The sequence below is a fragment of the Microbacterium sp. WCS2018Hpa-9 genome (assembly GCF_031843745.1).
GTDB lineage: Bacteria > Actinomycetota > Actinomycetes > Actinomycetales > Microbacteriaceae > Microbacterium.
The window spans coordinates 1-13,032 of the sequence record NZ_JAVTIY010000007.1; the positions used below are offsets into that span (position 1 = coordinate 1).

Genomic DNA, 13,032 nt, shown 5'->3' on the forward strand with positions numbered 1-13,032 from the left:
GCGACCCCGGATGCGAACTCGACCCCGCACGCCCGCCGACCCGGTGCATGGCCGGAACGGCATCCGGACCGCCCGCTTCCGGTGCGGAATTGACCTCGCATGAGAGGCCGACGCGGTGCGGGGTCAAAAACGCATCGGAATCAACGGTTTCGGATGCGAAAGTGACCCCGCACGCGAGTCGCGATGCGGAAGTGACCCCGCACGGGAGCAGCGATGCGAAAGTGACCCCGCACGGGAGCAGCGATGCGAAAGTGACCCCGTCCGGGAGTCGCGATGCGGAATTGACCCCGCACGCGAGCGCGAGATGGGCAGCGAGCAGAGGGTTCAGCTGACGGCGGATGCCGCGCCCGAAGCGGATGCCGCGCCATGCCCGACCGTCTCGACCGGCACGGCCGCGGCGGCGGTGATCTTCGCCGCCATGCCCGCGAAGATGAAGCCGTGGAACGGCAGCACGCCGAGCCAGTACAACCGACCGGCGAGTCCTCGGGGGAAGAACACCGCACGCTGCTCGTAGCGCGAACCGTCGCCGTCGGGGAGTGCGCGCAGCTCGAGCCATGCGTCGCCGGGCACCTTCATCTCGGCGCGCAGGCGCAGCAGTCCACCGCTCGCGGGGGAGGCGTCGGTCGCGCGTCCGGGCTCTTCGACGGCCTCGACGCGCCAGAAGTCGATGGCGTCTCCGATTCGCGCCTCGGCCTTGCTGCGGCGTCCGCGGCGAAGGCCCACGCCGCCGACGAGGCGGTCCATCCAGCCGCGCACGGCCCAGAGGAACTTCGACGAATACCAGCCGTTCGTGCCGCCGATGCCGATGATCACCCGCCAGAGTCCGTCGACCGGTGCGGCGGTGCGCAGCTTGCGCGTGTCGGTGAACACGGTGCGACCGGCCCAGTCCGGGTCGCTCGGCAGCGGATCGCTCGGGGCGCCCGAGACTTCGGCATCCTGCCAGCTCGTCTCGATGGTGTCTGCGGCGTCGCGACCCAGCGCGAGCGAGACCGCCGTGCGATACGGGGTCAGCCCGCCGTCGGGGCGGGGGATGAGGTCGTCGATGGCGCGATCCTTCACGATGCACTCGTTCTGCAGCGACGCGACGAGCGGGCGCGCGATCGACCGCGGAACCGGCGTCACGAGGTTCACCCAGTGCGACGCGAGACCGGGAGTCAGCACCGGCAGCGCGGCGATCGCTCGCTGACGGAGTCCGGCTTCGAGCGCATAGCCGTTCATCATCTGGCCGTAGCGCAGCACGTCGGGTCCGCCGATGTCGACCGCGCGGTTCACCTCGTCATCCACGCGGGCAGCCCCCAGGAGGTAGTGCAGCACGTCGCGCACGGCGATCGGCTGGATGCGGTTGCGCACCCACTTCGGCGCCGGCATGTACGGCAGCACATCGGTGAGGTGACGGATCATCTCGAACGACGCAGAGCCCGAGCCGATCACGACGCCCGCCTGCAGCACGAGCGTCGGCACGCCCGACTCGAGGAAGATCTCGCCCACCCGCACGCGGGAGCGCAGGTGCGGCGACAGCTTCACGTCGTCGGGGTGCAGGCCCCCGAGGTAGACGATGCGCCGAACGCCGGCCTTCGCCGCGGCATCCGCCACCGTCGTGGCCGCTCGTTCATCGCTCTCTTCGAAGCCCTTGCCCGCGGTCATCGAGTGGATCAGGTAGTAGACCACGTCGACGTCGCGCATGGCGTCGGCGACGGCTTCAGGATCGTCGGCCGAGCCCTCGACGATCTCGCACTCCGCGCCCCAGGGGAAGGATGCCGCACGCGCGGCGTCACGGGCCAGCGCGCGCACCTGGTACCCGGCGTTCAGCAGTCGCGGTGTCAGGCGCCCGCCGATGTATCCGGTGGCTCCGAGCACGAGTGCCCGAGGGGCCGATCCGTCTTCGCGGGGGAGGGCGCGCAGGGCCTCTTCGTGCCCGGTGGGCTGGGTGAGCTCGGTCATCTCCTGAGCGTAAGCGGAATACATCAATATTTCACTAGGCTGGCGATTCACTAGTTCACCTAGTAATCTTTTCTCTGAGGAAGGTGATCACATGTCGACAGCAGCGCAGTACCCCACACGTCGAGATCTGCGATCGCGCCGGATCAGCTCGACCGACTCCCTCGACCTCGCCCCGCTCTCGGCGCGCGCGGCCGTCGGCAGCTCGACCGGGATCCGCCGCGTCCCGCTCGCTCCCTCGGGCACGCCCCTGTGGAAGTCCGCCGGAGTCGCCGGCCTCATCGCGATCATCGCTGCGGCAGCCATGCCGCTGGCTGCCTTCGCACTCGACATCCCCCTGTGAGACGACACCGCAGGATCCCGACCACAGACCACCGCTGATAAGAGAAAGGATCCCCCATGGGACTCGATGACAAGATCAAGAACGCCGCTCAGGACCTCGCCGGCAAGGCGAAGGAAGCTGCCGGCAAGGTGACCGACAACGAGAAGCTCGAGGCGGAGGGCCGCGCCGATCAGGCGAAGGCCAACGTCAAGAAGGCTGGCGAGAACGTCAAGGACGCGTTCAACAGCTGACACCAGCAACACAGTGCGGGGAGGCGGCAGATGCCGCCTCCCCGCCGTTTGTGCGGCCCGTCATATCAAGCGGATGCCGCAAGAGAAGGAAGATGGCACGATGTCCGATCCCCTGAAGAGCACCACCCTGAACCTGTGGCAGCGGCTGATCCGTCGCCTGCGACCGGCGGCAGACGAACCACGACGACTCACCGTCGAAGACGTCACGGTCGTCGACCGCCCGATGCTGCGCCGCGCCGTCGCCGGCACCGTGGTCGGCAACCTCATGGAGTGGTACGACATCGGCGTCTACGGCTATCTCGCCGTGATCATCGGCCGCGCGTTCCTGCCGGATGCGTCCGCGGGCGCGCAGTCGCTCTTCTCGCTCGGCGTGTTCGCGGTCACGTTCATCGCCCGTCCGCTCGGCGGCATCGTGCTTGGCCAGCTCGGTGATCGGCTCGGCCGCCAGCGCGTGCTGGCCTTCACGCTGATCATGATGGCGGCGGCGACGTTCCTCATCGGCGTGCTGCCCGACTTCTCCGTGATCGGCCTCTGGGCGCCGATCCTGCTCATCGTGCTCAAGCTCGCGCAGGGCTTCTCGACCGGTGGCGAGTATGCCGGCGCCACGACCTTCATCACCGAGTACGCGCCAGACAAGAGCCGCGGCTTCTATGCCTCGCTGCTCGACCTCGGGTCGTACATGGGCTTCGCGATCGGCGCCGCGTTCGTGTCGATCCTGCAGCTGACGCTGTCGGCCGAGACGATGCAGGGCTTCGCCTGGCGCATCCCGTTCCTCGTCGCACTGCCGCTCGGGCTCATCGCGATCTACTTCCGTCTCAAGATCGAAGACACTCCGGCTTTCCAGGAGGCGCAGGATTCGGCGAAGCGCGCGGCTGACGACGCGCAGGCCTCTCCGGATGCGCCGAAGGGCGTCCTCGCGCTGATCCGCGCGTACTGGCGCGAGCTGCTCACGGCCTTCGTGCTGGTGGCCGCCGCCAACACAGTCGGGTACGCCCTCACCTCGTACATGCCGACCTATCTCACCGGCACTCTGGGCTACGACGAGGTGCACGGCACTCTGCTCACTCTGCCCGTGCTCGTGGCGATGGCGCTCTGCATCCCGCTCACCGGCAAGCTCTCCGACCGGATCGGACGCCGCAAGGTGCTGTTCATCGGGTCGATCTCGGCGATCGTGCTCGCCGTGCCGTCGTTCCTGTTCATGATGCACGGCGAGATCTGGTCGACCCTGCTCGGCCTCGTGCTGCTCGCCTTCCCGGTGACGTTCTACGTCGCGAACCTCGCGTCGTCGCTGCCCGCGCTCTTCCCCACATCGTCGCGCTACGGCGGCATGGGCATCTCGTACAACCTCGCCGTGGCGCTCTTCGCCGGCACCGCGCCGGTCGTGATGGAGGCGCTCGTGCAGCTCACCGGCTCGTCGCTGGCGCCGGCCTTCTATGTGATCGGTACGTCGATCGCCGGCTTCATCGCCGTGATCGTGCTCAAGGAGTCGGCGCGCAGGCCGCTTCCGGGTGCCATGCCGAGCGTGCAGACGATCGAGGAGGCCGTCGAGCTGGTCGAGACGCAGGAGGACAATCCCGACCTCGATCTCGACGAGCTGTTCCCCGAGCGGGTGGCGGTCGCAGCGGATGCCGAGGGAGAGGCGGACGCTCAGGCGAAGGGCGACGTCGACAGGGCCTGATCGGAGCGTCGGGTGGCCGGCCGATCGTCGGCCGGCTCTCAACGATCACTCGCCGGAGGACTCGGATTCCTCGTGCGAGCGGATGACCTCGCGCAGTTCCTGGTCGAGATCGGACGCCTCTTCGATGGCCGAGGTCATGCCGGCGAGGAACCGCGTGACCACGGCGCGCTCCTTGTCGCTCATCTCGTCGACCAGTGCCAGCATCCGCCTGTGCATCGCACCGAGGGTCTCTCGCACCTCGTCGTCGCTGCTGACCGTCGGCACCACGATTCCGGCACGTCGATCGGTCGGGTGCGGCGCCCGCCTCGCGTGCCCGCCCTTCTCCAGGCGGTCGATGAGCGTCGTCGTCGATGCGGTGGAGATGTCGAGCATGCGGGCGATGTCGATGGCTCGCACGATGCGGCCGGCCCGCTGCTCGCGCAGCAGGAAACGCAGGGCGACGAGGTCGGTCTCGTTCATCTTCATCGAGATGCGTGTGCGTTCCCGCATCGCGGTCTCGGCCGCGCGGTAGCGACGCAGCAGGTTCAGGACGTCGACGGTGCTGGCGCTGTCGGCCTCGGGGTACCAGTAGCCGGAACGGCCGAACTCCTCAGAGCGCTCCATCACGCCACCTCGCCATCATCGCTCAGGCTTTCTTCACTTCCACGGGGTTCCGCTTCGCGTGCGAGCATCTCGGCCGCGCCGGACTCGACCTCGGCCGGCACGATCCGGAGTATCCCGCCGGTGATCGCGTCGTGTTCGGCGGTGACGATCTGATCGATCCGCCACGCAGGCACGGAGGGAAAGTCCGCGCGCAGACGGTCGATCATGTCGGCGTACATGATGTACCCGGCATCCTCGAGTGCGAATCGCTCGACCATGAGGCCCCTTTCCCAGAATTCCATCATCTCACTTCATCAGAGTGGCTGGTCGCATTGGATTTCGCTAGGCAACCTGGTTACCTGTTTGTCGAGTACCATGGAAGGGTCAGGGGGTGACGCATGAGCAGCAGGACTGAGACGACGACGCGGGTGACCGAACTCGTCGCGCGTGTCGACGAACTTCGCAGGGCCGAGGCCCAGTTCGGGCGACGCCTTGCCGCGGTGCGCGCGCCGAACGACACCGACAGGGAGGCGATGAGGTACATCCTCGACGCCCCTGATGACGCCCCCGCCACGCCGGGCGGGCTCGCCGCTCACCTGAACGTCAGCACGGCGGCGATCACGAGCCTGCTGCGTCGACTTCAAGAGCGCGGTCAGATCGTCGTGGGGCCGCATCCTGCCGATGCCCGCTCCAAGGTGCTGCGCCCGTCGCTCCGCGATCTCAACGCGCAGGCTGATGAGCTGACGCAGCGCATCGAGTCGCTCGCCAGCGAGTTCACCCCGGAGCAGACCGATACGATCACCCGGTTCCTGCGACGCCTGGCCGAGGAGATCGGCGACCTCCCCTAGGTCCGACTGTGATTTAGCTAGGTAACCTAGTAATCTATTTCTCAACGTAATGTTCGTCTGAGGGAGAGATCATGGGACGTCTGACGTACGGCAACACAGCAACGCCGATCGAGCTCGACGATCGGTTGATGACGCACCTGCGGCTCGTGATCGTGACGAAGCTGCGGCGAAACGAGTCCTTCCCGCTCACGCTCGCGATGGGCGACGGTGTCGCAGAGACGATCTGGGTGCACGCATCGATTCCGCTGCGCTTCTCGATGACGCAGGAGGCAGATGTCGATCGTTCACTGGTGGTGGCGATGATGAACGCCGCGAGCTCCGCGGGGGGCCTCGATCTGACCCGTGAGGAGTTCGCCCGGGCGGTCGACGGCTCGCGCACCCTGCATGCGATGAGTGCGTGAACCATGTCTGCCCGCATCAGGAATGCCGCCAAGGCCGTGACCGGTGCTCGGGTTCGCTCGGCATCCCGGCCGCGAGGGCTGTGGGTCGAGGTCGACCCCGGCTTCCATGTCGGCAATGACCGACGTCAGTTCCTCGGTTCGATCACCGGCACGCCCCGCGAGGGATTCAGAGCGTTCGGGGCGCAGTCCGACTTCATCGGTCAGTTCGACCGCCTCGATGACGCGAAGGCTGCGATCGTTGCGGCGTCGATGCTCACCGAGGAGCCAGCGCAGGTCGAACCGCTGCTGGGCTGATCGCGGCGAGGCGTCGACTCCCGCGTCGGAAGAGCGATTTTCGGCGACGCCCTGAGGCGTGTACGGTCGTTGCTGTGACTTCGATCGAATCGATTCGACGGCCCGCCACGGACCGGGCGACCCGTCGCGCGCGGATCGCCGTCTCGGCGCTGTTCCTGACGAACGGCGCGCTGTTCGCCAACATCCTTCCTCGCTACCCCGAGATCAAGGCCGCACTCGAACTCGACAATGCCGGGTACGGACTCGCGATCGCCGCATTCCCCGCAGGAGCCATCGCAGCCGGGCTCTTCGCCGCTGTGCTGATCCGCCGTTTCGGCTCGGCGCGGATCGCTGTGATCGGCACGATCGCCACGGGGCTGGGTCTGCTCGCCGCGGCGCTGGCGCCCTCCGGCATCCTGTTCGCCGTCGCCCTGCTGCTCGGCGGAGCATTCGATGCGATCACCGACGTCGCGCAGAATGCACACGGGCTCCGGGTGCAGCGGCGCTACGGCCGCTCGATCATCAACTCGTTCCACGCCATCTGGTCGATCGGTGCGGTGCTCGGTGGCGGCATGGCTGCGGCGGCGATCGCCCTGCAGCTGCCTCTCGGCGTGCACCTGGGCATCTCGACCGCGGTGTTCGCGGCGGTGGCCTTCACGGCGCTCTGGTTCTGCCTGCCGGGTCGCGATGAAGAGGCGGATGCCGAGGCGACGGCCGAACCGGCCGAACTGCAGGCCACGGTGCGCCGTGGTGTGAGCCCTCGCACCGTGATGATGCTCATCGCGCTCACGCTCATCGCGATGGCCGGGGCGATCGCCGAAGATGCAGGCAACTCGTGGGCGACCCTCTACCTCAGCGACTCGCTCGGTGCTGCCGCCGCGATCGCACCTCTCGGATTCATCGCTCTGGTCGGAGCGCAGTTCATCGGACGGATGCTGGGCGACGGCATGACTGACCGCTTCGGTCAGCGCGCCGTGGCCCGCGTCGGAGGCCTGATCGCCGCGGCGGGCATGGCCCTTGCGCTCATCTTCCCGAGTGTGCCCGGAACGATCGCCGGATTCGCCGCCGTCGGCTTCGGCATCGCGACCCTCATCCCGGCGGCCATGCATGCGGCGGACGAGCTGCCGGGCCTGCGGCCGGGAGCCGGTCTCACGATCGTGTCGTGGTTGCTGCGCCTCGGGTTCCTGCTCTCGCCGCCGTTCGTCGGCTTCATCGCCGACACCGAGAGCCTGCGGGCCGGGTTGATCGTGGCACCGGCCGCGGCGTTGGTCGCGGTGCTGCTCGCCGGCGTGCTCGACAAGCGTCGCCCGCGGGGGTAGGCGGCGCCGGTGGGCTCGCACAGCGCGTCGGCAACCACATCGGGGGCCGACAACGCCACTTGCCGAACCGGACGTGGATCGGGGGCCGACACCTGGTGTGTCGGCCCCCGAAACGGTGGTGACACCCGGCCCGGGTCGAACCTCAGAGGGCGGTGTAGCCGCCGTCGACGAGGTGGTAGCTGCCGGTGATGAAGCTGGCGGCGTCGCTGGCGAGGAAGGCGATGAGGTTCGCGACCTCGTCGGCCTGGCCGAGACGGCCGATCGGGTGCTTGCTCACGAGGAAGTCCTTCGCAGCGGCATCCATGCTGGCGAGCAGCGGGGTGTCGATGAAGCCGGGGCCGACCGAGTTCACGCGCACGCCCTGGGCGGAGTACTCGAGGGCGGCCGACTTGGTCATGCCGACGACCGCGTGCTTGGCCGCGACGTATGCGGGCGAGTTCGCGAAGCCGACGCTGCCGAGGATCGAGGCGATGTTGACGACCGAGCCGCCGCCGTTCGCGAGGATCGAGGGGATCTGCGCCTTCATGTTGCGGAAGACGGCGTTGAGGTTGATCGAGATGACCTTGTCCCAGGCCTCATCGTCGTACTCGGCGGTGGGGGCGGATGCTCCGCCGATGCCGGCGTTGTTGACGCCGATGCGCAGTGGGGCGAGCGTGTTCGCGAGCTCGACCGAGCTGGCGATCCAGCCGGTGTCGGTCGCGTCTCCGACGGAGGCCTCGGCGATGCCGCCGGCGGCGCGGATCTCCTCGACGACCGCATTCGCGTTGTCCGCGTTCAGATCGTTGACGACCACCGCTGCGCCGTTCTGGGCGAGCAGCAGCGCGGTCGAGCGACCGATTCCGCTGCCTGCTCCCGTCACGATCGCCGAGCGGTTCGAGACGTCGTACTGAGCCACGAGTGGCTCCTCTCTCGGACGGTCACGGTGCCGGGAGATCTTCTCGGACGGTCCGTCCTCGGCTTCCAGCCTACGCCTCCGATGAGGAGATGGATTCGTCTGAATGAATCTCGGCGGGTCGATCCAGGCCCCGGATCGAGGCCCGTTCGATGACCGGCATCGGGATCAGCACGGCGCCGAGCGGGCGCTCGCCGAGCAGCATCTCGACGGCTGTGCGCCCCATCACGTCGTACGGGAGCCGCGCGGTCGTGAGCCCCGGTCGCTGGAAGCTGGCGAGCTCCTCGTCGTCGAACGAGGCGACGGAGATGTCGTCCGGCACGCGGAGTCCTCGCTCGGCGATCGCCTGATAGGTGCCGAATGCCACGCCGTCGTTGCCGGCCAGGATCGCCGTGATGTCGGGGTGCGCGTCGAGCATCTGCAGCGTCCGCGTGTATCCGATGTCGGGGTTCCAGTCGGGGACGTCCATGATGAACGGATCGACGCCGGCCTCGGCGAAGGCGGCGCGGATGCCGTCGAATCGCGGGCCGATGGTCACCGAGTGCAGGGGAGACGAGACCGCGCGCGGGTTGTTGCCGATCACGCCGACGCGGCGGTGGCCGGCGTCTGTGAGCAGGCGCGCCATCGCGTGACCGGCGGTTCGTTCATCGGGGAGCACGGAGGGATGCCCCGTCGTCGACGTGCCGTTGACGATCACGACCGGCACGTCGGCGGGTGTCTCGGGCACCTCGATCATGCGGGCGCCGAGCAGTCCGATCAGGATGCCGTCGACCCGGCGGTCGATCATCGCCTGGATCTCATCCGAGATGGTCGCGTCGTCGCCCTCGGTCTCGGCGATCAGAACGGTGTGGCCGTGCTCCTTCGCCGCAGACAGCAGGCCGCGGATCATCTCAGAGGCGTAGCGGGTCACCGTGATCTGATCCGAGATGAAGCCGAGTGTCTTCGTCCTTCCGAGGCGCAGGCTCTGGGCCGCGGGATTCGGTCGGTAGCCGAGCTCCTCGGCCGCAGCGCGGACTCGGCGCGCCGCGTCGGCGGAGAGGCGTGAACCCGGCCGGTCGTTCAGGATCATGCTGACGGCGGTCTTCGACATGCCCGAGAGCGCGGCGACGTCGGCGAGCGTCGGCCTGCGATCGACGTTCTTCGGCACCGGCTTCCTCCTGTCGTGACATCTCCAGCTTAGGCAGTGCATAGGATGCCGTGGAACCAGGCAGGTTGAATTGATTTAGCAAAATCATTGCGGCGTCACATCCGTGATGCTAGCCTCGGCGATGCTGAATCAATTTAGCTCCGTGGCAGGGACTCGCTTCCCTCGCTGCGAAGTCATTCACACAGGAGAGAACATCGTGGTTGATCTCACTCGCAGGGCTCTGTTCGGCGCGATCGGATTGGGAATCGTGGGCACCGTCGTCTCGTGGCCGAGGCTCACCGGAGCCGACATCTCCGGACGCGGCACAGACACGCTGACGGTCGCCCTCTTCGGCACCGCGCAGGACGCGGTGGCGCGTCAGGCGCTGGTCGACGGCTTCCAGCGCAAGCACCCCGGCATCTCGGTGCGCATCGTGGCCATCCAAGGGCAGGACTGGAGCGAGTACTTCGCGAAGATCCTCACGATGATCGCGGCCGGCACGCCGCCCGACGTCGTGACGGTCGCGACCGAGGGAGCGCAGCTCTTCGCCTCGCGCCTCGCACACCCGCTCGACGACTATGTGCGCCGCGACGCGTCGGAGATGAAGGAGTACTTCGACGACGTGAACCCGACCCTCATCGAGGCGTTCATGTATCAGGGCAGCCTGTTCCAGATGCCCGACAACTTCAACGCGGCGAACGTGTTCTACAGCACGAAGGCCATGGAGCGCGCGGGGCTCGAGCGCCCCGCCGACAACTGGACGCTCGAGGACTTCCTCGGCACCGCCCGTGCGATGAAGAAGAGCGCGTCGGGGCAGTTCCTGCCGTACTTCTGGAACAACCGGCTGTGGGGCGGGGTCGTCCCCTGGCTCTACGTGAACAACACGAGCTTCCTGCACGAGGAGAAGGCGAGCGGCGGCGACTGGCTGTGGGACCGCTTCTATCCCGACCAGCCGGCCCGCAGCGGAGGCTACGTGTGGAAGCAGGCCGACGCGCTCAACGAGCACGCGGTCGAGAGCTTCTCGGTGCTCGAGCGCATGGTCTCGGAGGGCCTCGCCGCGAACCCCGCACAGGGCGGCGGCAACGAGCTGGTCTCGCTGTTCTCCACCGGCTCGGTCGGGATGACCCCTGCTGGTGGCTTCTGGGTCAGCGGCCTCGAGGAGGCGGGGGTCGCGAACGACGCCTACGACGTGACCTACTTCCCCCGGATGGCGGGGCAACGGCACCAGTTCGGTGCGGGAGGCTACGCGATCATGGAGACTTCGCCCCGCAAGGACGCGGCCTGGGAGTGGCTCAAGTACTGCGTCTCGGTCGAGGGCATGACGATCGCCCACCCGAAGCCCGACTCGTCACTCCCTCGTCGTTCGCTCAACGCCGAGCTCTACGGCGCGGGGGTGGGGCCTGCGCACTGGGAGGTCTTCTACGACACCCTCGACAAGTTCCCCGACACCGGTCCGATGCCGGCGCCTCCGCAGCAGGCCGCCGTCGAATCCGCGCTGCTCAAGAACGTGGTGTCGACCATCACGAACGGTCCATCCGGAGTCCGCCGAGGGCTCGAGACGATGCAGCGAGATCTCGAGCTCGCACTGGGGGGAAACTGATGTCCGAGAACACCACCCGCACTCTCACCGTGCCACCCGCAGCGCGTCGCGAGACCGGCACGGTCGCCCGCTCGGGGCGCTCCATCATCTGGGTCTTCCTGGCACCGACCCTGATCGGTCTCGGGCTGTTCAACTTCGTCCCGATCATCGGATCGTTCGTCCTGGCCTTCTTCCGCTGGGACATCATCTCCGACCCGGTCTTCGTCGGATTCGACAACTTCGTCGACCTGGCGGCCAACCCGACGGTGAGCGTGTCGTTCCTGAACACCATCGGCTTCGTCGTCGTCGCCGTCATCCTGCAGCTCGGGGTCGCTCTCGTGCTCGCGGTGCTCGTCCAATCGAAGATGCCGAACTGGCTGCGCACCTTCTTCCGGTCGGCGCTGTTCTTCCCGCTGATCCTGTCGGCGGCATCCGTCTCGCTCATCATGGCCTACCTGTTCAACCAGGAGTTCGGCCTCGTGAACCAGACGCTCAATCTGATCGGCATCGCGGATGTCGGATGGCTGACGACCGGATTCGGCGCGAAGGTCGTGGTGCTCCTGGTCTACGTGTGGCAGAACTTCGGGTTCACGTTCCTGCTCTTCATCGGAGGGCTCGCCGCGATCCCGAGCGAGGTCTACGAGGCATCGTCCCTCGACGGTGCGGCGGGGTGGACGCAGTTCCGCATGATCACGCTGCCCCTGGTGAGTCCGACGCTGCTCGTGGCATCCGTGATGGCGATCATCAACGCCCTGCAGATCTTCGACCAGCCGTGGGTGCTGACCCGCGGGGGCCCCGGCGACGAGACCCGCACCGCCGTGATGGTGATCTACGAGTCCGCGTTCCGACAGCTCGACTTCGGTGGCGCGTCTGCCATCGGCATCGTGCTGACCCTTCTCATCATGCTCGTCACGGCCATCCAGTTCCGGCTGAGCCGCCGATTCGTCTTCTACGGGTGAGGCCCATCATGACAACGACAGTCGCAAAGAAGCGTTCCTGGCTCTACACCCTCGGCACGGGCGGCAAGTTCGCCCTGCTCGGACTCGCGGCCCTGCTGACCCTCGGGCCCGTCGTCTGGACCCTGATCACGGCGCTCTCGCCGACCGACAGCGTGACCCAAGAGGTGAGCGTGGGGTTCGGCGCCTTCGCCGACGTCTTCACCAAGATCCCGATCTGGCTCTACGCCTGGAACAGCGCCCTGGTGGTGATGCTGGTCGCCGCCGGCCAGATGCTCTCGGCTGCGATGGCCGGCTATGTGTTCGCGAAGTTCGAGTTCCGCCACAAGAAGCTGATGTTCGCGCTCATTCTCGCGACGATGATGGTGCCGCTGCAGGTGACGATCGTCCCCGTGTTCATGCTCGTGAGGGGCATGGGCCTCGCCGACACGCTGCTCGCGCTCATCGTGCCTGCGCTCCCCACCGCGTTCGGCACGTTCCTGATGCGTCAGTACTTCATGGGCATCCCGACCGAGCTGGGTGAGGCCGCCCAGCTCGACGGGGCAGGACCCTGGCGCACGTTCTTCGGCGTCTATCTGCCGCTGGCCACCCCCGGGCTCGCGATCGTCGGCATCCTCGCCTTCAACTATCACTGGAACGAGTTCTTCCGACCGCTGATCATGACCATCAGCGACCAGAACTTCACGCTGCCACTCGGCCTGGTGACGCTGCAGGGCAACCTCGGCACCGGCAGCGTCTCGACCGTGCTCGCCGGCGTGATCCTCTCGATGATCCCGGCACTCCTGGTGTTCTTCTTCGGGCAGAAGCCGCTGCGCGAAGGACTCACAGCGGGCGTCGGCAAGTGACCGACGCCCACCCCTCAGAGAA

General features: G+C 67.4%; 15 protein-coding genes. 10 read left to right on the plus strand and 5 right to left on the minus strand.

Translation table 11 applies throughout. From position 1 onward, the window contains the following. Nucleotides 1-324: 324 nt before the first annotated feature. The gene (locus tag RQG82_RS14695; RefSeq protein ID WP_311259793.1) at nt 325-1,941 is read right to left on the minus strand and encodes an SDR family oxidoreductase; all 1,617 of its coding nucleotides are present in this window, start codon (nt 1,939-1,941) and stop codon (nt 325-327) included. Between the two features lie 91 nt (nt 1,942-2,032). On the opposite strand from RQG82_RS14695, the gene RQG82_RS14700 reads away from it, so the two are divergent. From RQG82_RS14700 to RQG82_RS14710, 3 genes are all read left to right on the plus strand, one after another. Beyond that, nucleotides 2,033-2,281 carry a hypothetical protein gene (locus tag RQG82_RS14700; RefSeq protein ID WP_311259794.1) on the plus strand — a complete coding sequence of 83 codons (249 nt, stop codon included), beginning with the start codon at nt 2,033-2,035 and terminating at the stop codon, nt 2,279-2,281. A 56-nt stretch (nt 2,282-2,337) separates the two neighbouring features. Continuing rightward, a complete protein-coding gene (locus RQG82_RS14705) occupies nt 2,338-2,511 on the plus strand; it encodes a CsbD family protein (protein WP_082477872.1) in 174 nt (57 codons plus the stop codon). Nucleotides 2,512-2,611: 100 nt separating this feature from the next. Next, entirely contained in the window at nt 2,612-4,189 is a 1,578-nt protein-coding gene (locus RQG82_RS14710; protein ID WP_311259795.1) for an MFS transporter, read from the plus strand. 45 nt (nt 4,190-4,234) lie between these two features. Here RQG82_RS14710 and RQG82_RS14715 read toward each other — a convergent pair whose 3' ends face one another. Both RQG82_RS14715 and RQG82_RS14720 read right to left on the minus strand, forming a co-directional pair. After that, nucleotides 4,235-4,792 carry a MarR family transcriptional regulator gene (locus RQG82_RS14715; protein WP_311259796.1) on the minus strand — a complete coding sequence of 186 codons (558 nt, stop codon included), beginning with the start codon at nt 4,790-4,792 and terminating at the stop codon, nt 4,235-4,237. Further along, the gene (locus RQG82_RS14720) at nt 4,792-5,049 is read right to left on the minus strand and encodes a hypothetical protein (protein ID WP_042537280.1); all 258 of its coding nucleotides are present in this window, start codon (nt 5,047-5,049) and stop codon (nt 4,792-4,794) included. The genes RQG82_RS14715 and RQG82_RS14720 overlap by 1 nt, the downstream gene beginning before the upstream one ends. A gap of 120 nt (nt 5,050-5,169) precedes the next feature. On the opposite strand from RQG82_RS14720, the gene RQG82_RS14725 reads away from it, so the two are divergent. The 4 genes from RQG82_RS14725 (at nt 5,170) to RQG82_RS14740 (ending at nt 7,612) form a co-directional block, all read left to right on the plus strand. Beyond that, the gene (locus RQG82_RS14725; protein ID WP_311259797.1) at nt 5,170-5,619 is read left to right on the plus strand and encodes a MarR family transcriptional regulator; all 450 of its coding nucleotides are present in this window, start codon (nt 5,170-5,172) and stop codon (nt 5,617-5,619) included. 71 nt (nt 5,620-5,690) lie between these two features. After that, entirely contained in the window at nt 5,691-6,020 is a 330-nt protein-coding gene (locus RQG82_RS14730) for a hypothetical protein (protein WP_311259798.1), read from the plus strand. Nucleotides 6,021-6,023: 3 nt separating this feature from the next. Further along, nucleotides 6,024-6,314, plus strand: coding sequence for a hypothetical protein (locus RQG82_RS14735; RefSeq protein WP_311259799.1), 291 nt, complete (start codon nt 6,024-6,026; stop codon nt 6,312-6,314). Nucleotides 6,315-6,397: 83 nt separating this feature from the next. Further along, a complete protein-coding gene (locus tag RQG82_RS14740) occupies nt 6,398-7,612 on the plus strand; it encodes an MFS transporter (RefSeq protein ID WP_311259971.1) in 1,215 nt (404 codons plus the stop codon). A 142-nt stretch (nt 7,613-7,754) separates the two neighbouring features. Here RQG82_RS14740 and RQG82_RS14745 read toward each other — a convergent pair whose 3' ends face one another. Together RQG82_RS14745 and RQG82_RS14750 are read right to left on the minus strand one after the other, a co-directional pair. Next, a complete protein-coding gene (locus RQG82_RS14745) occupies nt 7,755-8,507 on the minus strand; it encodes an SDR family oxidoreductase (protein ID WP_311259800.1) in 753 nt (250 codons plus the stop codon). 70 nt (nt 8,508-8,577) lie between these two features. Further along, entirely contained in the window at nt 8,578-9,651 is a 1,074-nt protein-coding gene (locus RQG82_RS14750) for a LacI family DNA-binding transcriptional regulator (RefSeq protein WP_311259801.1), read from the minus strand. A 196-nt stretch (nt 9,652-9,847) separates the two neighbouring features. Between RQG82_RS14750 and RQG82_RS14755 the strand changes: the two genes are divergently transcribed. From RQG82_RS14755 to RQG82_RS14765, 3 genes are read left to right on the plus strand one after another with little or no spacing between them, the layout of a single operon-like run. After that, the gene (locus RQG82_RS14755) at nt 9,848-11,230 is read left to right on the plus strand and encodes a sugar ABC transporter substrate-binding protein (RefSeq protein WP_311259802.1); all 1,383 of its coding nucleotides are present in this window, start codon (nt 9,848-9,850) and stop codon (nt 11,228-11,230) included. After that, on the plus strand, nt 11,230-12,168 hold the full coding sequence (locus RQG82_RS14760) for a sugar ABC transporter permease (protein ID WP_311259803.1): 939 nt from the start codon (nt 11,230-11,232) through the stop codon (nt 12,166-12,168). The genes RQG82_RS14755 and RQG82_RS14760 overlap by 1 nt, the downstream gene beginning before the upstream one ends. An 8-nt stretch (nt 12,169-12,176) precedes the next feature. Beyond that, nucleotides 12,177-13,010, plus strand: coding sequence for a carbohydrate ABC transporter permease (locus RQG82_RS14765; protein WP_311259804.1), 834 nt, complete (start codon nt 12,177-12,179; stop codon nt 13,008-13,010). The last annotated feature ends 22 nt before the right edge of the window (nt 13,011-13,032 follow it).

Coding starts and splice junctions, on each gene's coding strand:
- RQG82_RS14760 (WP_311259803.1), top strand. CDS start 11,230: ATGTCCGAGAACACCACCCGCACTCTCACCGTGCCACCCGCAGCGCGT.
- RQG82_RS14705 (WP_082477872.1), top strand. CDS start 2,338: ATGGGACTCGATGACAAGATCAAGAACGCCGCTCAGGACCTCGCCGGC.
- RQG82_RS14700 (WP_311259794.1), top strand. CDS start 2,033: ATGTCGACAGCAGCGCAGTACCCCACACGTCGAGATCTGCGATCGCGC.
- RQG82_RS14720 (WP_042537280.1), bottom strand. CDS start 5,049: ATGGTCGAGCGATTCGCACTCGAGGATGCCGGGTACATCATGTACGCC.
- RQG82_RS14725 (WP_311259797.1), top strand. CDS start 5,170: ATGAGCAGCAGGACTGAGACGACGACGCGGGTGACCGAACTCGTCGCG.
- RQG82_RS14695 (WP_311259793.1), bottom strand. CDS start 1,941: ATGACCGAGCTCACCCAGCCCACCGGGCACGAAGAGGCCCTGCGCGCC.
- RQG82_RS14710 (WP_311259795.1), top strand. CDS start 2,612: ATGTCCGATCCCCTGAAGAGCACCACCCTGAACCTGTGGCAGCGGCTG.
- RQG82_RS14730 (WP_311259798.1), top strand. CDS start 5,691: ATGGGACGTCTGACGTACGGCAACACAGCAACGCCGATCGAGCTCGAC.
- RQG82_RS14715 (WP_311259796.1), bottom strand. CDS start 4,792: ATGGAGCGCTCTGAGGAGTTCGGCCGTTCCGGCTACTGGTACCCCGAG.
- RQG82_RS14765 (WP_311259804.1), top strand. CDS start 12,177: ATGACAACGACAGTCGCAAAGAAGCGTTCCTGGCTCTACACCCTCGGC.
- RQG82_RS14735 (WP_311259799.1), top strand. CDS start 6,024: ATGTCTGCCCGCATCAGGAATGCCGCCAAGGCCGTGACCGGTGCTCGG.